The following is a 15158-nucleotide window of genomic DNA, read 5'->3' on the forward strand; positions in this document are numbered from 1 at the left end:
ACGAACCGCACAGTTCGCGCGAGACGATGGTCTCGTCACCCGTGTCGCAGGATGCCGAGCTGCCGCTGCAGGTCGAGAGCGGCGGCGGCGGCCTCGGCTCCCTTGTCTTCGGACGCATCAGGTCCACCCGCTCGGTCGATCGCCTGCTGCTCGTCGTCGCAGGTGAGCAGCCCGAACCCGACCGGGCGCCCCTTGTCGAGGGCGACACTCGTCAGGCCGCTCGTGGCGGCCTCGCAGACGAAATCGAAATGCGGCGTGCCGCCACGGATCACCACGCCCAGCGCGACCACGGCATCCGCACCGCCGTCGAAGGCGGCCTGCGCCGCCAGCGGCAGCTCGAAGCTGCCGGGCACCCGCACCGTGCGCCACTGCGCACCCGCCTCGATGAGCGTGCGCTCCGCGCCGGCGATCAGGCCGCTCATGACCTGCTCGTGCCAGCTGGCGGCCACGATGGTGACGCGCACGCCGTTCGATCTCTGCTTGTGATCACCCGTTGACTCGTCGATGCGCCCCTGGGGGGCTCCCGCTCGGCTCATGCGTGCACCTGCTCTCGTTCGCATTCGGTCAAGGTCTGCTGATCGGCGATCGACGGCGTCGTCTCGGACTCCCCCACACCCGTGAGCGGAGCGTTGTCGGGATGCGCCCGCCGCCAAGCGGCGATCTGAGCGACCGTCAGCACGGGCAGCCCGTAGCGCGCGCCGATGCGCACCACGTCGGGGAAACGCATCATCTCGCCGTCGTCATGCACCATCTCGCCGATGGCGGCCACCGCTGGCAGTCCGGCCAGCTGCATCAGATCGACGCCCGATTCGGTGTGCCCGCCGCGCACGAGCACGCCGCCGTCGCGGGCGCGCAGCGGCACGATGTGGCCGGGGCGCAGCACCGAGTCGGCGGTGGATGCCGGGTCGGCCAGAACGTTGAGCGTGCGACACCGGTCGGTCGCCGAGATTCCAGTCGTGACGCCCTCAGCGGCGTCGACGGTCACCGTGTACGCGGTGCGCTTCGGATCCTGGTTGTGCGCGACCATCGGCGGCAGATCAAGACGGTCGGCGAGTTCGTTGGTCATCGGCGCGCAGAGATAGCCCGAAGTGTGCCGGATCATCCAGCCGATCCACTCGGGCGTCGCCATGGCCGCCGAGATGATGGCGTCGCCTTCGTTCTCACGCTGCTCATCGTCGGCGACGAGCACGGGGAGTCCTCTGCGCAGCGCCTCGACGGCAGAGCGCAGCGTCGCCTCGATACGGTCCAGATCGGTGGCGTCGGCGACGACCGGTGCGTCGGCCTGAGCGGCGATGGTCATCGCACGACCTCCTCGGTGTCGTGCGCGGGTGCCCGCAGCACGCCCTGGGACTGCAGCAGCCGCTGCACATGGCGGGCGAGCACATCGGTCTCGATGTTCACGCGGTCGCCCGGGTTCAGCGAGCCGAGATCGGTGTCGTGCTGGGTCTGCGGAATGAGCGACACCTCGAACCAGGCGTCGCCGCGCGCGCTCACCGTCAGAGATACGCCGTCGACGGCGATCGAGCCTTTGAAGACGACCAGATCGGCGACGTCAGGGATGAGAGACAGACGCAGCACGAGCTGCTCGCCGACCGTACTGGTCGAGAGCACCTCGGCGACGGCATCGACATGTCCCTGCACGATGTGCCCGCCCAGGCGGGCATCGGCCTGCAGCGCACGTTCGAGGTTGACAGCGACGCCAGAGGCGAGCGTACCCAGGGTAGTGCGCTGCAGCGTCTCGGCCATGACGTCTGCGGTGAACGACGAGTCGCCGTGTTCGAGCACGGTCAGACAGACGCCGTTGACCGCGACGGAGTCACCACGAGAGAGAGCGGCGGCGAACGGCACGTCTTCGAGGGTGACATCGGCCGAGCGATCGTGAGGATGCAGCGCGGAGAGAACCCCTCGCGCCTCGATGAGACCGGTGAACATGTGTTCCTTCCCGGCCCACGGGAGCATGCGGCGCGAGGTCGGAGCTGTCATCGGGCCCCGTTTCGGGTGCGCCGATGACGACGTTCGACGTCGCAGGCCGCAAGTGCTGACTCCCATCCAGACTCTCACTGTCGGCACCGGAATTTCACCGGCTCAACCGCCTGCCTCATCACTTCGACGAGTAAGAACGGGTCGCGGACTGTCACCGCCGGCTCGGAATTGCACCGACCCCGTGAGCACTTGTTGCTGACACCATTATGCGCTGCAGGCGCAGAACAGACAACAGCCACGTCGCAGGCGACTTCGAACGCTACGCGGCAGAGTCGCCTTTCGCGTCAGGGTCATCAACCGGATCGACCTTGATCGTGCGCGGAGGCGCGCTCTCGTCACGCTCGACCACGATGGTGCACTCGGTGACCAGGGCGGCTACTGCACCCACCGCCGCGAGCACCGGGGCGAGCGCGACGCCGACGACGCCGAGCGTCAGCGGGAACTGCACGATGACGCGGCCCTCTTTGCTCTTCACTGCGATCGAGCGCACATTGCCCTCGTGCAGCAGCTGTTTCACCTGATCGAGCAGCTGTCCGCCAGAGACCTTGAACTCTTCGAAACGGGCCATGTGAGCATCCTCTCATCGCGAAAACCGTACTGCGTCCATTGTGTCAGGCGGGCCTGGCGAGTGCATGGGACAGCGACGTCCCGCACTGTGCATAGACTGAGAGGGTGCAACACCTCTCACTCAGCATCGCTCTGCTCCCCATTCTCGCCGTCGTTGCAACGCTCGCCACCCGCCTCATCGGGCGCGTCGCTCCCGTGCCGCTGCCCGCGATCGAGATCGCACTGGGTGTGATCGCCGGGCCGGCGGTACTCGGTCTCATTCAGCCGAACGAGATGATCTCGGTGCTCTCCGAGCTCGGTGGCGCTTTTCTCTTTCTGCTTGCCGGAACCGAAATCGACGTGCGTTCGATCACCGGCCGACCGTTGCGACGAGCGGCGAGCGCCTGGGTGATCTCGTTCGCCGTGCTCTTCGCGATCGGCACGGTGGCGGCCGGCGCATCCGTCGCACCCGTCGTCGCGATCGCGCTCTCCTCGACCGCTGTGGGCATGCTGCTGCCCATTCTGAAGGATGCCGGCGATTTGGGGTCGCCCTTCGCGACGTCGGTTGTCGCCAACGGCGCGGTCGGCGAGTTTCTGCCGCTGATCACGATGTCGTTGCTGCTCTCCGGTCGCGCGCTGAGTACGTCGCTGATCGTGCTCATCGTCTTCGCGGTGATCGCCGTGTTTCTGCTGTGGTTGGCCAATCGCCTGCCCCACGGCCGACTGCACCGGTTCATCCGTGACACTCAGCACACCAGCAGCCAGTTCGCGCTGCGACTCGTGATCATGATCATGGGCGTGCTCGTCGCCTTGGACCTGCTGCTGGGCATCGACACGCTGCTGGGCGCGTTCACCGCAGGTATGGTGCTGCGCGTGCTGCTCTCAGATGCTCCGCATGATGATGCCGCATTCGTCGAGTCGAAGCTGCAGGGCATCGGCTTCGGCCTGCTCGTGCCGATCTTCTTCATCAACGCCGGCCTCGGCTTCGACCTGCCGGCCCTGTTCGCGTCGCCCACGCTCCTGCTGATCGCTGTGGGCTCTGCGCTCGCGTTGTTCGTCGTGCGCGGTCTGCCCGGAATGCTCACTGCGCCGAAGGGGTCTTCAGCCCGGTCACGGTTCGCACTGGCGGCTTATACGGGCACCGCCCTGCCGATCATCGTCGCCGCATCCTCGCTGGCCGTCTCACAGCAGATCATCGACAGCGGCATGGCCGCTGCACTCGTCGGCGGCGGCCTGATCTCAGTGATCATCGGCCCCGTCGTCGGTGCGACGCTGCAGAAGGCCCAGCGCCCGACCACCGGGAACGACCAGCACAGCGGCACGCCGGGCGCCTCCCGGGACGACCGCCCGGGAGACACTCCGTTCGTCACCACGCTGGGCTGAGCTCAGACGGCGCCGATCAACGACTCGGCGAAGCCGGAGACCCGTGCGCGCAGGTCGTCGATGCGCTGCTGACGTGCGGCGAGCACGTCGTAGCCCTTGTAGAACGCCGGCGGATCGTTGCGCACGTTGTGCGAGCACTGAAAGTCGTCGCAGAGCAGGGTGCCGACGGTGTCGCCGCGACGACCTGCCGCCCCGGCACGCTTCGCGCTCCAGAGCATGACCGGGTTCGGCAAGCGCACGTCACGGCACCAATGACACATGGTCGGCGTGCGCGGGGCCGCCGCTGCGCGGGTCAGCAGCACCCCGACCGGGTCGCCGTCGAGGCGCGGCAGCACGACGTAGGCACGTCGCGCATACTTCGGGTCGCGCCACCCCAGGTAGTCGAGCTGCTGCCAGTCGTCTTCGGTGAGTGCCGCGAAGTCGTCGCGAAATGTGAGCTCCTTCATCTCGCGCCGCGAGGCGTTGACGAACGATGAGCGGATGAATGATTCGGTGAGAGACTGCATAGGAATGCCTTTCGCGGCCCGGAACGTCGAAGAAGCGTCGCGTCGCCGCAGAGAGATGGTGAGTATGTGATCGGGTTCGCTCGATCGCCGTGCACGACGGAACGTCGAACACGGCGAGAGCAGCCGCGCTAATCACCGTCGGCGAGCGCTTCGCCGACGACCTCCTCGCGTTGGGCATACATCTCTCGGTAGTTCACGCGGAGAGTCTACTCAGCCGCACTCGCAGCACGACGCACCAGCGCACGCACCTGAGCATCCACCGAATCGTTCCAGGCCGTGACGGCGAACGAGGTCGGCCAGATGACCCCGTCGTCGAGTCGCGCGTCTTCGCTGAAACCGAGCGTCGCGTACCGGGTGTCGAACTTCGACGAGGGCTGCAGGAACACGATGACTTTGCCGCCCCTCGCGTATGACGGAAACCCGTACCACGTCTTGGCCGCAAGATGCGGGGCCTCGTCGGCCACGATCAGGTGCAGACGCTGCGCGATCAGGGCATCGAGGCCGTCGAGCGCGTCGATCGCCGCAAGGCACGCCTCGTACTCACGGGCCTTCTTCGCGGCGCCTTTGACTCCGCTGACAGAGCGCAGCTCTTCGGCGCGCTGGCGCATCGCCTCGCGCTCGCTCGCGCTGAACCCGTCGGTGTGATCTTGGTCTGACATGTGCGGCCTCTCTGCCGGAAGATGTTCTGCCAGCGTAGTAGAGCCGGCCTGCGCCTGCTGCTACGCTCGGCGGTGTCCACACGGGTGCCCCGGTCACGGGGCTGAGATCAGGCTGCCGACGCCTGCGACCGTCGAACCTGTCCGGGTCATGCCGGCGAAGGAAGAATGGGAGTCATTCATGCACGCAACCACCGCATCCGATCACGACGAGACGTCCGCCGCCCACCCGAGCGCAGCATCCGCCGGCCAGCGCTTCACCGACTCGCTGCGCGACGACAACGCGGCGAACTGGCAGGCGGTCGTCGAGCACCGCTTCGTCTCAGAGCTCTTCGACGGTTCGATCGACGACTCGGTGATGTCGGGGTACCTGATTCAGGACCACCGCTTTCTCGACGGCTTTCTGGCGTTGATCGGGGCGGCCGTGGCCAGCGCCGACACGTTGGATGCTCGACTGAAGCTCGCCGCGTTCGCCGGCGACGTGGCCGGCGACGAGAGCACGTACTTTCTGCGCTGCTTCGCGAAGTTCGGGGTGAGCGAGGCCGACCGCGCGAGGATTCCCGACACGGCGGCCACGGCCGGGTTCAAGCGGGTCTTTCAGGATGCCGCGGACACCCGGAACTACACCATCATTCTGTCGGTGCTGCTGGTGTCGGAGTGGTCGTACCTGAGCTGGGCCGTGCGCGCGCCCGAGCAGGCGCCCAAGAGCTTCGTGCACGCAGAGTGGATCACACTGCACGACAACCCGCCGTTCCGGGAGCTGGTCGAGTTTCTGCGCAGCGAGCTCGACCGCGTCGGGCCGACCCATGCCGCTGAGGCACGGGAGTTCTTCGGCCGCACCGTGCAGCTCGAGCTCGACTTCTTCGACCAGTCGTACGAGCAGCGGTGAAGCGCCGTCGGGTGAGGCTCGGACCATGCGACACAGGGACATGAGCGCAAACCGGTCAGCTGCAGGCGCGTGAAATGCAGAAGGCCGGAAACCCGATTGGGCTTCCGGCCTTCTGTGCACCGCGTCGGCGCTTCTGTTGCGGGGGCTGGATTTGAACCAACGACCTCCGGGTTATGAGCCCGGCGAGCTACCGAACTGCTCCACCCCGCGGCACAAGAGATAACACTAGCACCGATCTGCATCTGCGTCTACTCTGCGTCGGTTCCACGTCAGTTCTGCCGGTTCGGGGACGGCCTGACGCAGGAGGGGAAAACCTCCTCCTGCAGGATGACCCGGCGCCAGGGGGCGCGCCCTACAGTTGGGAGTGTGAGCAGACCGAGAACTTCGAGCGCTGAGGCTGGTCCGACGCTCGCCCACCGCCCGCGCCGGGGCATGGTCGGCCGCGTGCTGCACTGGTTCGCGACGCACGTGCAGCTGGTCGACACACTGCTTGTCGCCGCGCTCTCGATGGTGCTCGTGCTGCCCTTCGCTCTCGTGGGCTTCGGCAGCCCCTTCGACCACACGAACTGGCAGAACGAACCCTGGACAGGCTTTCTCTTCTCGGTACTCGTCACGGCACCCCTGATCTGGCGCCGCACGCACACACTGCCCGCAGGCATCGCGATGGCGGCGGTGTGCGTGCTGCAGGTCGTGCTCGGCGTCCAGGTGCTGCCCGCTGACGCCCTCGTGCTCATGATGGTCTACGCGCTCGCTGCCTATGCTCCTCGCTGGGCTTCGATCGGCGGATTCTGGCTGGCGATCGCAGGCGCCGCAGCCCTCGTCGTTCGGTACCGTGCCATGCCGCTGTCCTCCGCATCCGATCCGGTGGATGAATCAGGCGAGATCACCCAGCCGGTGCTCGGCATGATTCTGGCCATGGCCCTCTTCTTCGGCTTCGTCGCCGCATCGGTCACCGCAGCCTGGCTGCTCGGCGCGATCACCCGCAACCGCATCGCCCAGCAGCGCGACCTGCGCGAGCACGCCGAGCGTCTTGAGATTCAGCAGCAGCAGGAGCGCGACCTCGCCGCCGCAGACGAGCGCGCCCGCATCGCCCGTGAGATGCACGATGTCGTCGCCCACTCCCTCTCAGTGATCATCACCCAGGCCGACGGAGCCCGGTATGCCTCGCGCAACGACCCCGAGATCGCCCGCCGCACGCTTGAGACCATCGCCGAGACCGGTCGCTCGTCGCTGCACGAGATGCGCCGCCTGCTGGGGGTGCTGCACGACGACTCGAGCTCCGGGACCCGGCCGATGCCGACCGTCGCCGACATCCCAGACCTCGTCGATACCGTGCAGCTGTCGGGCACGCGGGCGAAGCTCACCGTCAGCGGCGACGAGGCCCGCGTCTCGCGTCTCACCGCCGGCGCCCAGCTCGTGGCCTACCGCGTGGTGCAGGAGGCGCTCACCAACACCCTCAAGCACGCCGGCACCAACCCCCACGCAACTGTCGCTCTGCGCTGGGGGCCGCGCACGCTGCAGCTGCAGATCGATGACGACGGCCGCGGCGCGCTCAGCAGCGACGACGGCGAGGGCAACGGCCTGCGCGGCATGCGCGAACGTCTCGCGCTCTACGACGGCAATGTGCAGGCCGGCCCGCGTGCCGGCGGCGGCTTCAGCGTGCACGCGACGCTGCCCTACGAGAACGGAGCCTCATGACGACGACCGACCCTGACCGTGCGCAGACCGCACCGGCCGAGACGTCGCGCCCCGACGCCTCGCACATCGACGTCGCGATCGTCGACGATCAGGCACTCGTGCGCGGCGGGCTGAGCATGCTGGTCGACTCCCAGCCTGACCTCACCGTCACCGTACAGGCCGGCAACGGGCAGGCTGCCGTCGAACAGCTGCGAGCGCACCCCGCCGACGTCGTGCTCATGGACGTGCGCATGCCGATCATGGACGGCATCGCCGCGACCGCCCGCGTGCTCGCCGACCACCCCGCGACGCGGGTGATCGTGCTCACCACCTTCGACCTGGACGAATACGTGCTGCGTGCGATCGAGGCGGGAGCCAGCGGCTTTCTGCTCAAAGACGCCCGACCCGAAGACCTGCTCGCGGCGATTCGCACCGTGTGCCGCGGCGATGCCGTGATCTCGCCGTCGATGACGCGTCGCCTGCTGGCGCACGTCGTGCCGATGCTGCAGACCAGAGCTGCGGCGGATGCCGGCGCGCGCCCGCCCCGCTCACCCGAGCCCGCAGACCTCCCGAGCACGGCATCCGCCCGCGTCGCGATCGCGACGCTCACCCCACGCGAACGCGAGGTGCTGGTGCTGATGAGCGAGGCGCTGTCGAACGCCGAGATCGCCGCCCGACTGCATCTGTCTGAGACCACGGTGAAGACGCACGTGGGGCACGTGCTGATGAAGCTCGATGCGCGGGACCGTGTGCAGGCGGTCGTGCAGGCATTCCATGCGGGCATCGCGGCTCCGGCGCCCGACGCCGACTGAGCGTTCTGGGCGTTCTGGGCATCTGCGAGCGACGAGCACCTGGGTGAACGCGAACGCCCGAGCATCTCGGTCTCCTCCTGCAGGATGAGACCTCGAGAATCCTCCTCTGGCACGACGCGCCCGCAGGCGGACTCGGCGATGCTGTGGGTATCAGGTCGCAGCGGGCTCGCTCGACCGCCCACCACAGAGGAGTGTCATGATCCCGGATTCAGACCCGACCACCCCGGTTCGCACCGTCTCAGCGCAGGCGCACGCCACAGCCGAGATCGCCGTGCGCGCCGTCGACCTGTTGAAGGTCTACGGCCGCGGCGACACCCGGGTCACCGCCATCGACCACGTCGACGTGGGCTTCGGCCGCGGCGAGTTCACCGCCATCATGGGGCCCTCGGGCTCGGGCAAGTCGTCGCTGATGCACGTGCTCGCCGGCCTCGACACCGCGACTTCGGGGCAGGCCTGGATCGGCGGCACCGAGGTGACCAGCCTGCGCGACCACCAGCTCACCCAGCTGCGCCGAGACCAGGTGGGCTTCGTCTTCCAGTCGTTCAATCTCGTGCCCACGCTGACCACCGAGCAGAACATCACGCTGCCGGCGCGTCTCGCCCGACAGCGCGTCGATCAGGAGTGGTTCGCCGAGGTGGTGCACCGACTCGGCCTGCAGAAGCGCCTGAGGCATCAGCCGAGCGAGCTCAGCGGCGGCCAGCAGCAGCGCGTGGCGATCGCCCGAGCCCTGCTGACCCGCCCCGACGTGATCTTCGCCGACGAGCCCACCGGCAACCTCGACTCCACGTCGGGTGCCGAGGTGCTCACGCTGCTGCGCCGCAGCACCCGTGAGATGGGTCAGACCATCATCATGGTGACCCACGACCCGGTCGCCGCCTCGTATGCCGACCGCGTGCTGATGATCGTCGACGGGCGCATCGCCGACGATCTGCGCGGCGCCGACACCGACCAGATCATGCAGGCGCTGAGCCGGCTGGGGGCGTGAGATGCTGCGCACGACCCTCTCCACTCTGCGCGCGCACTGGTCGCGCCTCGTCGCCGTCGCCGTCGCGGTGGTGCTCGCCGTCGCGTTCGTCGCGGCGACGCTCATGCTCAACGCCTCCTTCCAGCAGACCCTGCGGCACACGCTGGGCTCAGATCTGACCAACGCCGACGTGCTCGTCGCACCGCAGCCTGCCAGCGCGAACGACGCCGACCACGGCGATGACGGTGACGACGAGGCGGGCGCGAGCGGGGCATCCGCCGCACGTCTCACCCTCGACCAGCTGCACGCGGTGCAGCATCTGCCGCAGGTCGAAGCGGTCGGGGCTGATCAGACGGCGTCGCTCGCGCTCGCGCTCGACGGGCGCAGCCAGCCGGTCTCGGCGAGCGTGCAGCTGCCGATGCCGCTGCGCCCGCACGCGCTGGTCGACGGCTCATGGGTGACCGGTGACGGCCAGATGACGATGGATGCCCAGGGCGCCGACCAGCTCGGCCTGCACGTGGGCGACCGGGTGCGGTTCACGAACGCCGGCGGGTCGCCCGTCGAGGTCACGCTGGTCGGTCTGACCGAGACGAGCAGCTCGCCGGGCAGCGGCATGGCTCCGCAGGTGTCGTTGTCTGAGAGTTCGCTGCTCGCCGCGATCATGAGCACTCTGCCGGCTGACATCGGCTCGAGCTCTGCGGGCACCGCCGACCTGCTGCCCATGACGAGCATTCGTGTGCAGGCGAAGGCGGGCGTCTCGCCTGACCAGGCGCGTGATGCGGTGGCCGGGGCGATCTCGTCGGCCACTCCGGCCTCGGCGGGCGACAGGCTCACGGTGCGCACCACGGAGCAGGTCGTCACCGATCAGGTCAAGCAGTTCACCGGCCAGACCGACGTGCTGACCGGGATGCTGCTCGCCTTCGCCGTGATCGCGCTGATCGTGTGCGTGCTCGTCATCGCGAACACGTTCTCGGTGATTGTCGCGCAGCGCACTCGCGAACTTGCGATGCTGCGCTGTCTCGGCGCCAGTCGTGGACAGGTGCGCGGCAGCGTGCTGCTCGAAGCACTGGTGATGAGCGTGGTCGCCTCGGGGCTGGGTGTGGTGGTCGCGGCGCTGATGATGTCGGGTGCCGTCGCCCTCTCTCGGTCGAGCGGCGACGGCATGCTCACCGAGCTGTCGGTGCCGGTCTCATCGGTCGTGGTCAGCTTGCTCGCCGGCATCGTCGTCACGCTGATCGCCGCCTGGCAGCCGGCTCGCTCGGCGACGCGCGTGGCGCCGCTCGCCGCGCTGCGTCCTGAGCTGGCCGCGCCGACCAGAACCCGCGCGGGCCGCACCCGAGTGATCGTCGGGCTCGTGCTCTTCGCGGCCGGCACCGCACTGCAGTGGTATGGCTGGACGACCGCGCACCAGCCGATGACCGACGGCGCCGCAGAGCAGCAGCTGCTGACCGGTCTCGGCGGCGGCGTGCTCGGCTCGGCGCTGAGCATCGTCGGCGTGGTCATGCTCGCGATCGTGATCGTGCCGCCGCTGGTGCGTGCGATCGGCTCGCTGCTCGCACTGACCGGTGTGCCGGGACAGATGGCGACCCTCAACACGTCTCGGAACCCGCGGCGCACTGCGGCCACGGCATCCGCGCTGCTCATCGGCGTCACGCTGGTGACCACCGTGTTCACCGGCGCGTCGGTCGCCAAGGCGACCCTGCTCACGGCCGTGGACGAGGCCCGGCCGGTCGACGTCAAAGTGTTTCTGACGCCGCAGAGTCGTGAGGCAAGCACCGACCAGCAGTGGATCGATGATCGCGTGCAGCGGCTCGCCGTGATCGACGACGTGCAGTCGGTCGGCATTGTGCAGGGCATCGTCGTGGGCGACTCGGCGTCGTTCGTCGGGCAGAATGCCCCGACCTCGGCACAGCTCACCCAGCTCGAGGCGGTCGATCCACAGACCTGGCAGCGGGTGGCGAAGGCTCCTCTGCCGGCGACCTCGCCTGACACAGTGACCGTCGTCGACGAGGCGCTGCCTGACGGAAGCGTGCCCGGCGGAGAGATGAGCATGACCGGGCCCGACGGACGAACCGCGTCTCTGCACCTGCAGCACGGCATGAAGAACCCGTACTTCGGCGCACTGGTCGACGAGCCCACGCTCGATCGGGTGGCGAGTGAGATCGGGGTGCCCGTCACCACGACGAGCATCATCATGCAGCTCGCCCCGGGTCTCGACGCCCAGGCGGTGCAGCATGTGGCCGAGCAGATCGGCACGATCATGCCCGACGACTACGTGTCGCCCGCCCAGCTCGAAAAGCTGATGTACGAGCAGATCATCGACGTGCTGCTGTCGATCGTGACCGGGCTGCTCGCGATCGCGGTGGTCATCGCGGTGATCGGGGTGACGAACACGCTGTCGCTGTCGGTGATCGAACGGGTGCGCGAGAACGCACTGCTGCGAGCGCTCGGTCTCACGAAGCGTCAGCTGCGGGCGATGCTCGGCATGGAGTCGGTTCTGGTATCGATCGTGGCGACGGCGATCGGCCTGATGCTCGGCACTGCGTACGGGCTGCTCGGTGTGGGCATTCTGTTCGGGCAGACCCTCGGCACCGGCATCGACATCTCATGGCAGCTGCCATGGGTGCAGTACCTGCTGTTCGTGGTGACAGCGGTGCTGGTCGGCCTGCTGGCGTCGGTGCTGCCGGCCAGGCGTGCGGCCCGGCTGTCACCGGTCGAGGGACTCTCGAACGAGTAGGCGGGCTGAGGCCGGCAGACGCGCGGCGGCGGTGTCTCGGGGTGTCCTTTCCCGAAGCGCCGCCGCCGTCTGCTTGCGTCTGCGTCTGCGTCTGCGTCTGCGTCTGCGAATCGTGGCAGAATCGCGACATGACCTCGGATGCGGCGCTCGCGCAGTTGCTCGACAGTCTGGCGGCTGCGCAGGAGCGCGAACGCCTGGCAGCCGCACAGCTGGTCGAGGTGCGACGCCTGCAAGCCTGCGGTGAGGCTGATGACGAGCACGACCCCGAGGGCGTGCCGGCGTCGTTCGAATGGTCGAAGGCCGCGGCGCTGCTCGAAGCGGCGCAGGCCGAGCGTGCGGCGATCGAGGCTGCAGTGCGTCGCGCCCGCCTGGGAGCCTATGGGATCTGTGCCCGCTGTGGCCGCCCGATCGATCCTCGACGACTCGCGGCCCGCCCTGCTGCGACGCTCTGCATCGACTGCGCACAGCGAGCCTGACTCGTCGAGTCCGTTCACAACGGTCTCTCGCGCGTCTGCTGTCAGGGTGCACTCTTCGTAGTCTCGTGCCGAATCATCCGTCTTCGGAAAGGCACATCATGAACGAATCCGTCACGCGCTCCAGGCGATCCGCCAGCTCGAGGCCGCACCCTGGCGAGCATCCGCCGAACGCGCCCGACGACCGTCTGAGATCAGGCCCGGAGCTCGCTGCGCACCGTCACCGGTGGTCTGCCGTCGTCGCAGCAGTCGTGATGCTGCTCATGGTCGTTCCGATGCTCCCGCTGCTGCCCGCACCGGCCCATGCGCTCGGCGGGGGTTCGACCCACGCGGGTCGATACGAGTACGGCATCACACCGGTCTGGATGGGGTCGTTTCGACTCGACGACGGTCGTATCGCCTGGTGCGCCTTCGACCCTGACCTCTTCGGACCAGCCGCCTCTGACTACACCTATGGCGACTGGCAGCAGGAATCAGTGTTCGTGAGCGGAAACGGGGTCGAGCTCACCGGAGAGCCGCTGGAGCGAGCGGCCTACATCCTGGCGACTTGGGGAGACACGCAGGACGAATTCACCGCTCGTGCGGTCTACCGTGCCCTGCACCATCACACCGGCGTCGGATTCGCTCTTCGAGCGGGCGAGCAGCTCACCGCCGACACCGCTGAGCTCGCCGATCGCATGTGGCAGGAGGCCGGTCGGTTCGGCGGCCCGCATACGATGGCCGGGCCGAGACTCACGCCCCAGCACGGCGGCCAGCAGGTCACGGTCGATCTGGAGACGCCGCGTGGACGCAGCGGTGAGCCGGTGCCCGGCGAGGTGGTCGCCTCAATCACCGGCCCCGGGGTCTGGGAGCAGACCGGAACAACCACGCTCTCGTTCGATGCCGATGGGAGCCATCGCATCCTGGCGACCGGAACCGGCGAGATCACGGTGAAAACGGCCCGGTCGGTCCCGAGCTCGCACCTGCTCATTGCGCACCCGACTCAAGCGGATGCCCAGCGAATCGTCGCATCCGCAGAGAACGTGCCGATCTCAGCCCAGGCGCAGGTGAGAGTCGTCGACCGTTTTCAGCCGGAGGCCGACACCACCGCACAGACCTGGCACCACGAGGGCTCAGCAGCCGACGAGACGCCGCTGGTCGGGTCGCCACTGGTCGACACGCTGCATGTTCGCGCCAGCCGCGACACGTCGTGGCTGCCCTCCGTCGACGGCTCCGGTCAGATTCCGGCGACCTTCACCGTCGACTGGTACTACTCCGCGAGCCCTCTGCCCCGTTCAGCGAAGCCCCCTGCCGAAGCCGAGCACTTCGACCGGGTGCAGGCGACTGCGACCGGCCCCGGCGATCTCGTCGTCTCGTCGAAGCGTGCGGTCGATCGGTCAGGCTGGTTCTACCCCGTGGTCTCCTTCCGCGTGGCCGACCAGCCAGAGCATCTTCGTGGGCGCTTCGCGAGTGACTTCTCCGCAGACTTCCACGCCGAGCGGGAGCAGACGATCGTGCCGTGGCAGCCCAGTGTGGTGACGCAGGCGTCAGAGATCGTCGACGGCCGGGTGACCGATCTGATCTCGGTGAGCGGCAACGATCCGGCGGCTGAGCTCACCGTGGTTTCGGAGCTGTGGATGTCGCACGAACCAGCGCGCACCGAGGGACTGCCTGACGCGCCCGTCGACGCCGAGCGTCTGGCGACGGTGTCGACGACGGTCACCGGGAACGAGACGGTGTCGACCGAACCGGTCGATGTGCCATGGTCGCGCTTCGTCGGCGAAGACGTCTGGCCGAACCTGTATTGGGTCGAACGCATCGACCGCTCCCCGAGCACGGAACGCTGGCAGGGCAGGCATCTGTTGCCGCACGAGACGATCACGCTCACTCGTCCAACCGCGACGACGAAGACGGCGAGGTATCTCGTCGCCGGTGAACAGACGACAGACACCGCAACAGTCACCGGAACCATCCCGACCTCGAACAGGTCGGAGAGTGTGCGAACCGACCTGTCGTTCTCGCTGTACCGGTTCGACGATTCTACTGACGGAGGAGCACAGCCGGTCTGTCTGGCACCGATGTGGACGCAGCCGGAGCCCATCACGGTGACGAAACCGGGCGACTACGTCTCTGACCCTGTGACGGTCGAGGCACCGGGCACTTATGGCTTCCGTCATCATCTCTCGACCACGGTCACGCAAGCGTCTGGCGCCGATACTGTCGAGCCCGGAGCGTCTGACGCTCATGAGCCGGCGCTGACGACCATGCTGCACGAGGGTGACTGCGGCGCTGAAAGTGAGACCGTGATCGCTGTGCCGCCCCCGGTGCCGCCCGTGCCCGATGAACCGGCTCCGCCTGCTGAACCCATCGCACCCGTGGCCTCGAGAGAGATCGCACTCGCCGCCACAGGCTTTCCTGCTCCGGTGCTGTGGGTCGCCGCTGGGGCCTCGATGCTCGTTCTCGGCACGGGCGCCGTGCTGCGCAGACGGCGTCGGTGACGATCGGCGATCGGAAGCAGCGACAGCCGGAATCCTCATCGAGGGTCTGGCTGCC

The 15158-nt window shown here is 68.0% G+C and carries 14 protein-coding genes, 1 tRNA gene and 2 riboswitches; of the genes, 8 read left to right on the forward strand and 7 right to left on the reverse strand.

What is annotated here, in order from left to right; all coding sequences use genetic code 11:
• Positions 1-35: 35 nt before the first annotated feature.
• The 4 genes from ribH to LRX77_RS09145 form a co-directional block, all read right to left on the reverse strand.
• Positions 36-536 carry a 6,7-dimethyl-8-ribityllumazine synthase gene (gene ribH / locus LRX77_RS09130; RefSeq protein ID WP_231832593.1) on the reverse strand — a complete coding sequence of 167 codons (501 nt, stop codon included), beginning with the start codon at positions 534-536 and terminating at the stop codon, positions 36-38.
• A complete protein-coding gene (gene ribB, locus LRX77_RS09135) occupies positions 533-1300 on the reverse strand; it encodes a 3,4-dihydroxy-2-butanone-4-phosphate synthase (protein ID WP_331716155.1) in 768 nt (255 codons plus the stop codon). Before ribB ends, ribH begins: the two co-directional genes overlap by 4 nt.
• Positions 1297-1932, reverse strand: coding sequence for a riboflavin synthase (locus LRX77_RS09140; RefSeq protein ID WP_231832594.1), 636 nt, complete (start codon positions 1930-1932; stop codon positions 1297-1299). The genes ribB and LRX77_RS09140 overlap by 4 nt, the downstream gene beginning before the upstream one ends.
• Before the next feature lie 101 nt (positions 1933-2033).
• A riboswitch (FMN riboswitch) is annotated at positions 2034-2174 on the reverse strand.
• Between the two features lie 68 nt (positions 2175-2242).
• Positions 2243-2551: a DUF4342 domain-containing protein gene (locus LRX77_RS09145; protein ID WP_231832595.1), complete on the reverse strand. Its 309-nt coding sequence runs from the start codon at positions 2549-2551 to the stop codon at positions 2243-2245.
• A gap of 104 nt (positions 2552-2655) precedes the next feature.
• On the opposite strand from LRX77_RS09145, the gene LRX77_RS09150 reads away from it, so the two are divergent.
• Positions 2656-3912 carry a cation:proton antiporter gene (locus tag LRX77_RS09150; RefSeq protein WP_231832596.1) on the forward strand — a complete coding sequence of 419 codons (1257 nt, stop codon included), beginning with the start codon at positions 2656-2658 and terminating at the stop codon, positions 3910-3912.
• Positions 3913-3914: 2 nt separating this feature from the next.
• Here the strand turns inward: LRX77_RS09150 and LRX77_RS09155 are convergent, their stop codons facing one another.
• The gene (locus LRX77_RS09155; protein ID WP_231832597.1) at positions 3915-4418 is read right to left on the reverse strand and encodes an FBP domain-containing protein; all 504 of its coding nucleotides are present in this window, start codon (positions 4416-4418) and stop codon (positions 3915-3917) included.
• Between the two features lie 206 nt (positions 4419-4624).
• On the reverse strand, positions 4625-5077 hold the full coding sequence (locus LRX77_RS09160; RefSeq protein WP_231832598.1) for a hypothetical protein: 453 nt from the start codon (positions 5075-5077) through the stop codon (positions 4625-4627).
• Positions 5078-5148: 71 nt separating this feature from the next.
• Positions 5149-5258, forward strand: a riboswitch (TPP riboswitch).
• On the opposite strand from LRX77_RS09160, the gene LRX77_RS09165 reads away from it, so the two are divergent.
• Positions 5256-5963 (forward strand): TenA family protein, encoded by a 708-nt coding sequence (locus LRX77_RS09165; RefSeq protein ID WP_231832599.1) that lies wholly within the window; start codon positions 5256-5258, stop codon positions 5961-5963. It overlaps the preceding riboswitch by 3 nt.
• A gap of 136 nt (positions 5964-6099) precedes the next feature.
• Here the strand turns inward: LRX77_RS09165 and LRX77_RS09170 are convergent.
• A tRNA-Met gene (locus tag LRX77_RS09170) sits at positions 6100-6173 on the reverse strand.
• A 156-nt stretch (positions 6174-6329) separates the two neighbouring features.
• Here LRX77_RS09170 and LRX77_RS09175 point away from each other — a divergent pair.
• From LRX77_RS09175 to LRX77_RS09200, 6 genes are all read left to right on the forward strand, one after another.
• Positions 6330-7661 (forward strand): sensor histidine kinase, encoded by a 1332-nt coding sequence (locus LRX77_RS09175; RefSeq protein ID WP_231832600.1) that lies wholly within the window; start codon positions 6330-6332, stop codon positions 7659-7661.
• Positions 7658-8452 carry a response regulator gene (locus LRX77_RS09180; RefSeq protein WP_231832601.1) on the forward strand — a complete coding sequence of 265 codons (795 nt, stop codon included), beginning with the start codon at positions 7658-7660 and terminating at the stop codon, positions 8450-8452. The genes LRX77_RS09175 and LRX77_RS09180 overlap by 4 nt, the downstream gene beginning before the upstream one ends.
• A 196-nt stretch (positions 8453-8648) precedes the next feature.
• Positions 8649-9437, forward strand: coding sequence for an ABC transporter ATP-binding protein (locus LRX77_RS09185; protein ID WP_231832602.1), 789 nt, complete (start codon positions 8649-8651; stop codon positions 9435-9437).
• A gap of 1 nt (position 9438) precedes the next feature.
• A complete protein-coding gene (locus LRX77_RS09190) occupies positions 9439-12153 on the forward strand; it encodes an ABC transporter permease (RefSeq protein WP_231832603.1) in 2715 nt (904 codons plus the stop codon).
• A 128-nt stretch (positions 12154-12281) separates the two neighbouring features.
• Positions 12282-12629 (forward strand): TraR/DksA family transcriptional regulator, encoded by a 348-nt coding sequence (locus LRX77_RS09195; protein WP_231832604.1) that lies wholly within the window; start codon positions 12282-12284, stop codon positions 12627-12629.
• A gap of 98 nt (positions 12630-12727) precedes the next feature.
• The gene (locus tag LRX77_RS09200; protein WP_231832605.1) at positions 12728-15103 is read left to right on the forward strand and encodes a hypothetical protein; all 2376 of its coding nucleotides are present in this window, start codon (positions 12728-12730) and stop codon (positions 15101-15103) included.
• Positions 15104-15158: the final 55 nt, after the last annotated feature.

The organism is Pseudoclavibacter sp. 13-3 (genome assembly GCF_021168475.1).
In the GTDB taxonomy this organism is placed as follows: domain Bacteria; phylum Actinomycetota; class Actinomycetes; order Actinomycetales; family Microbacteriaceae; genus Pseudoclavibacter_A.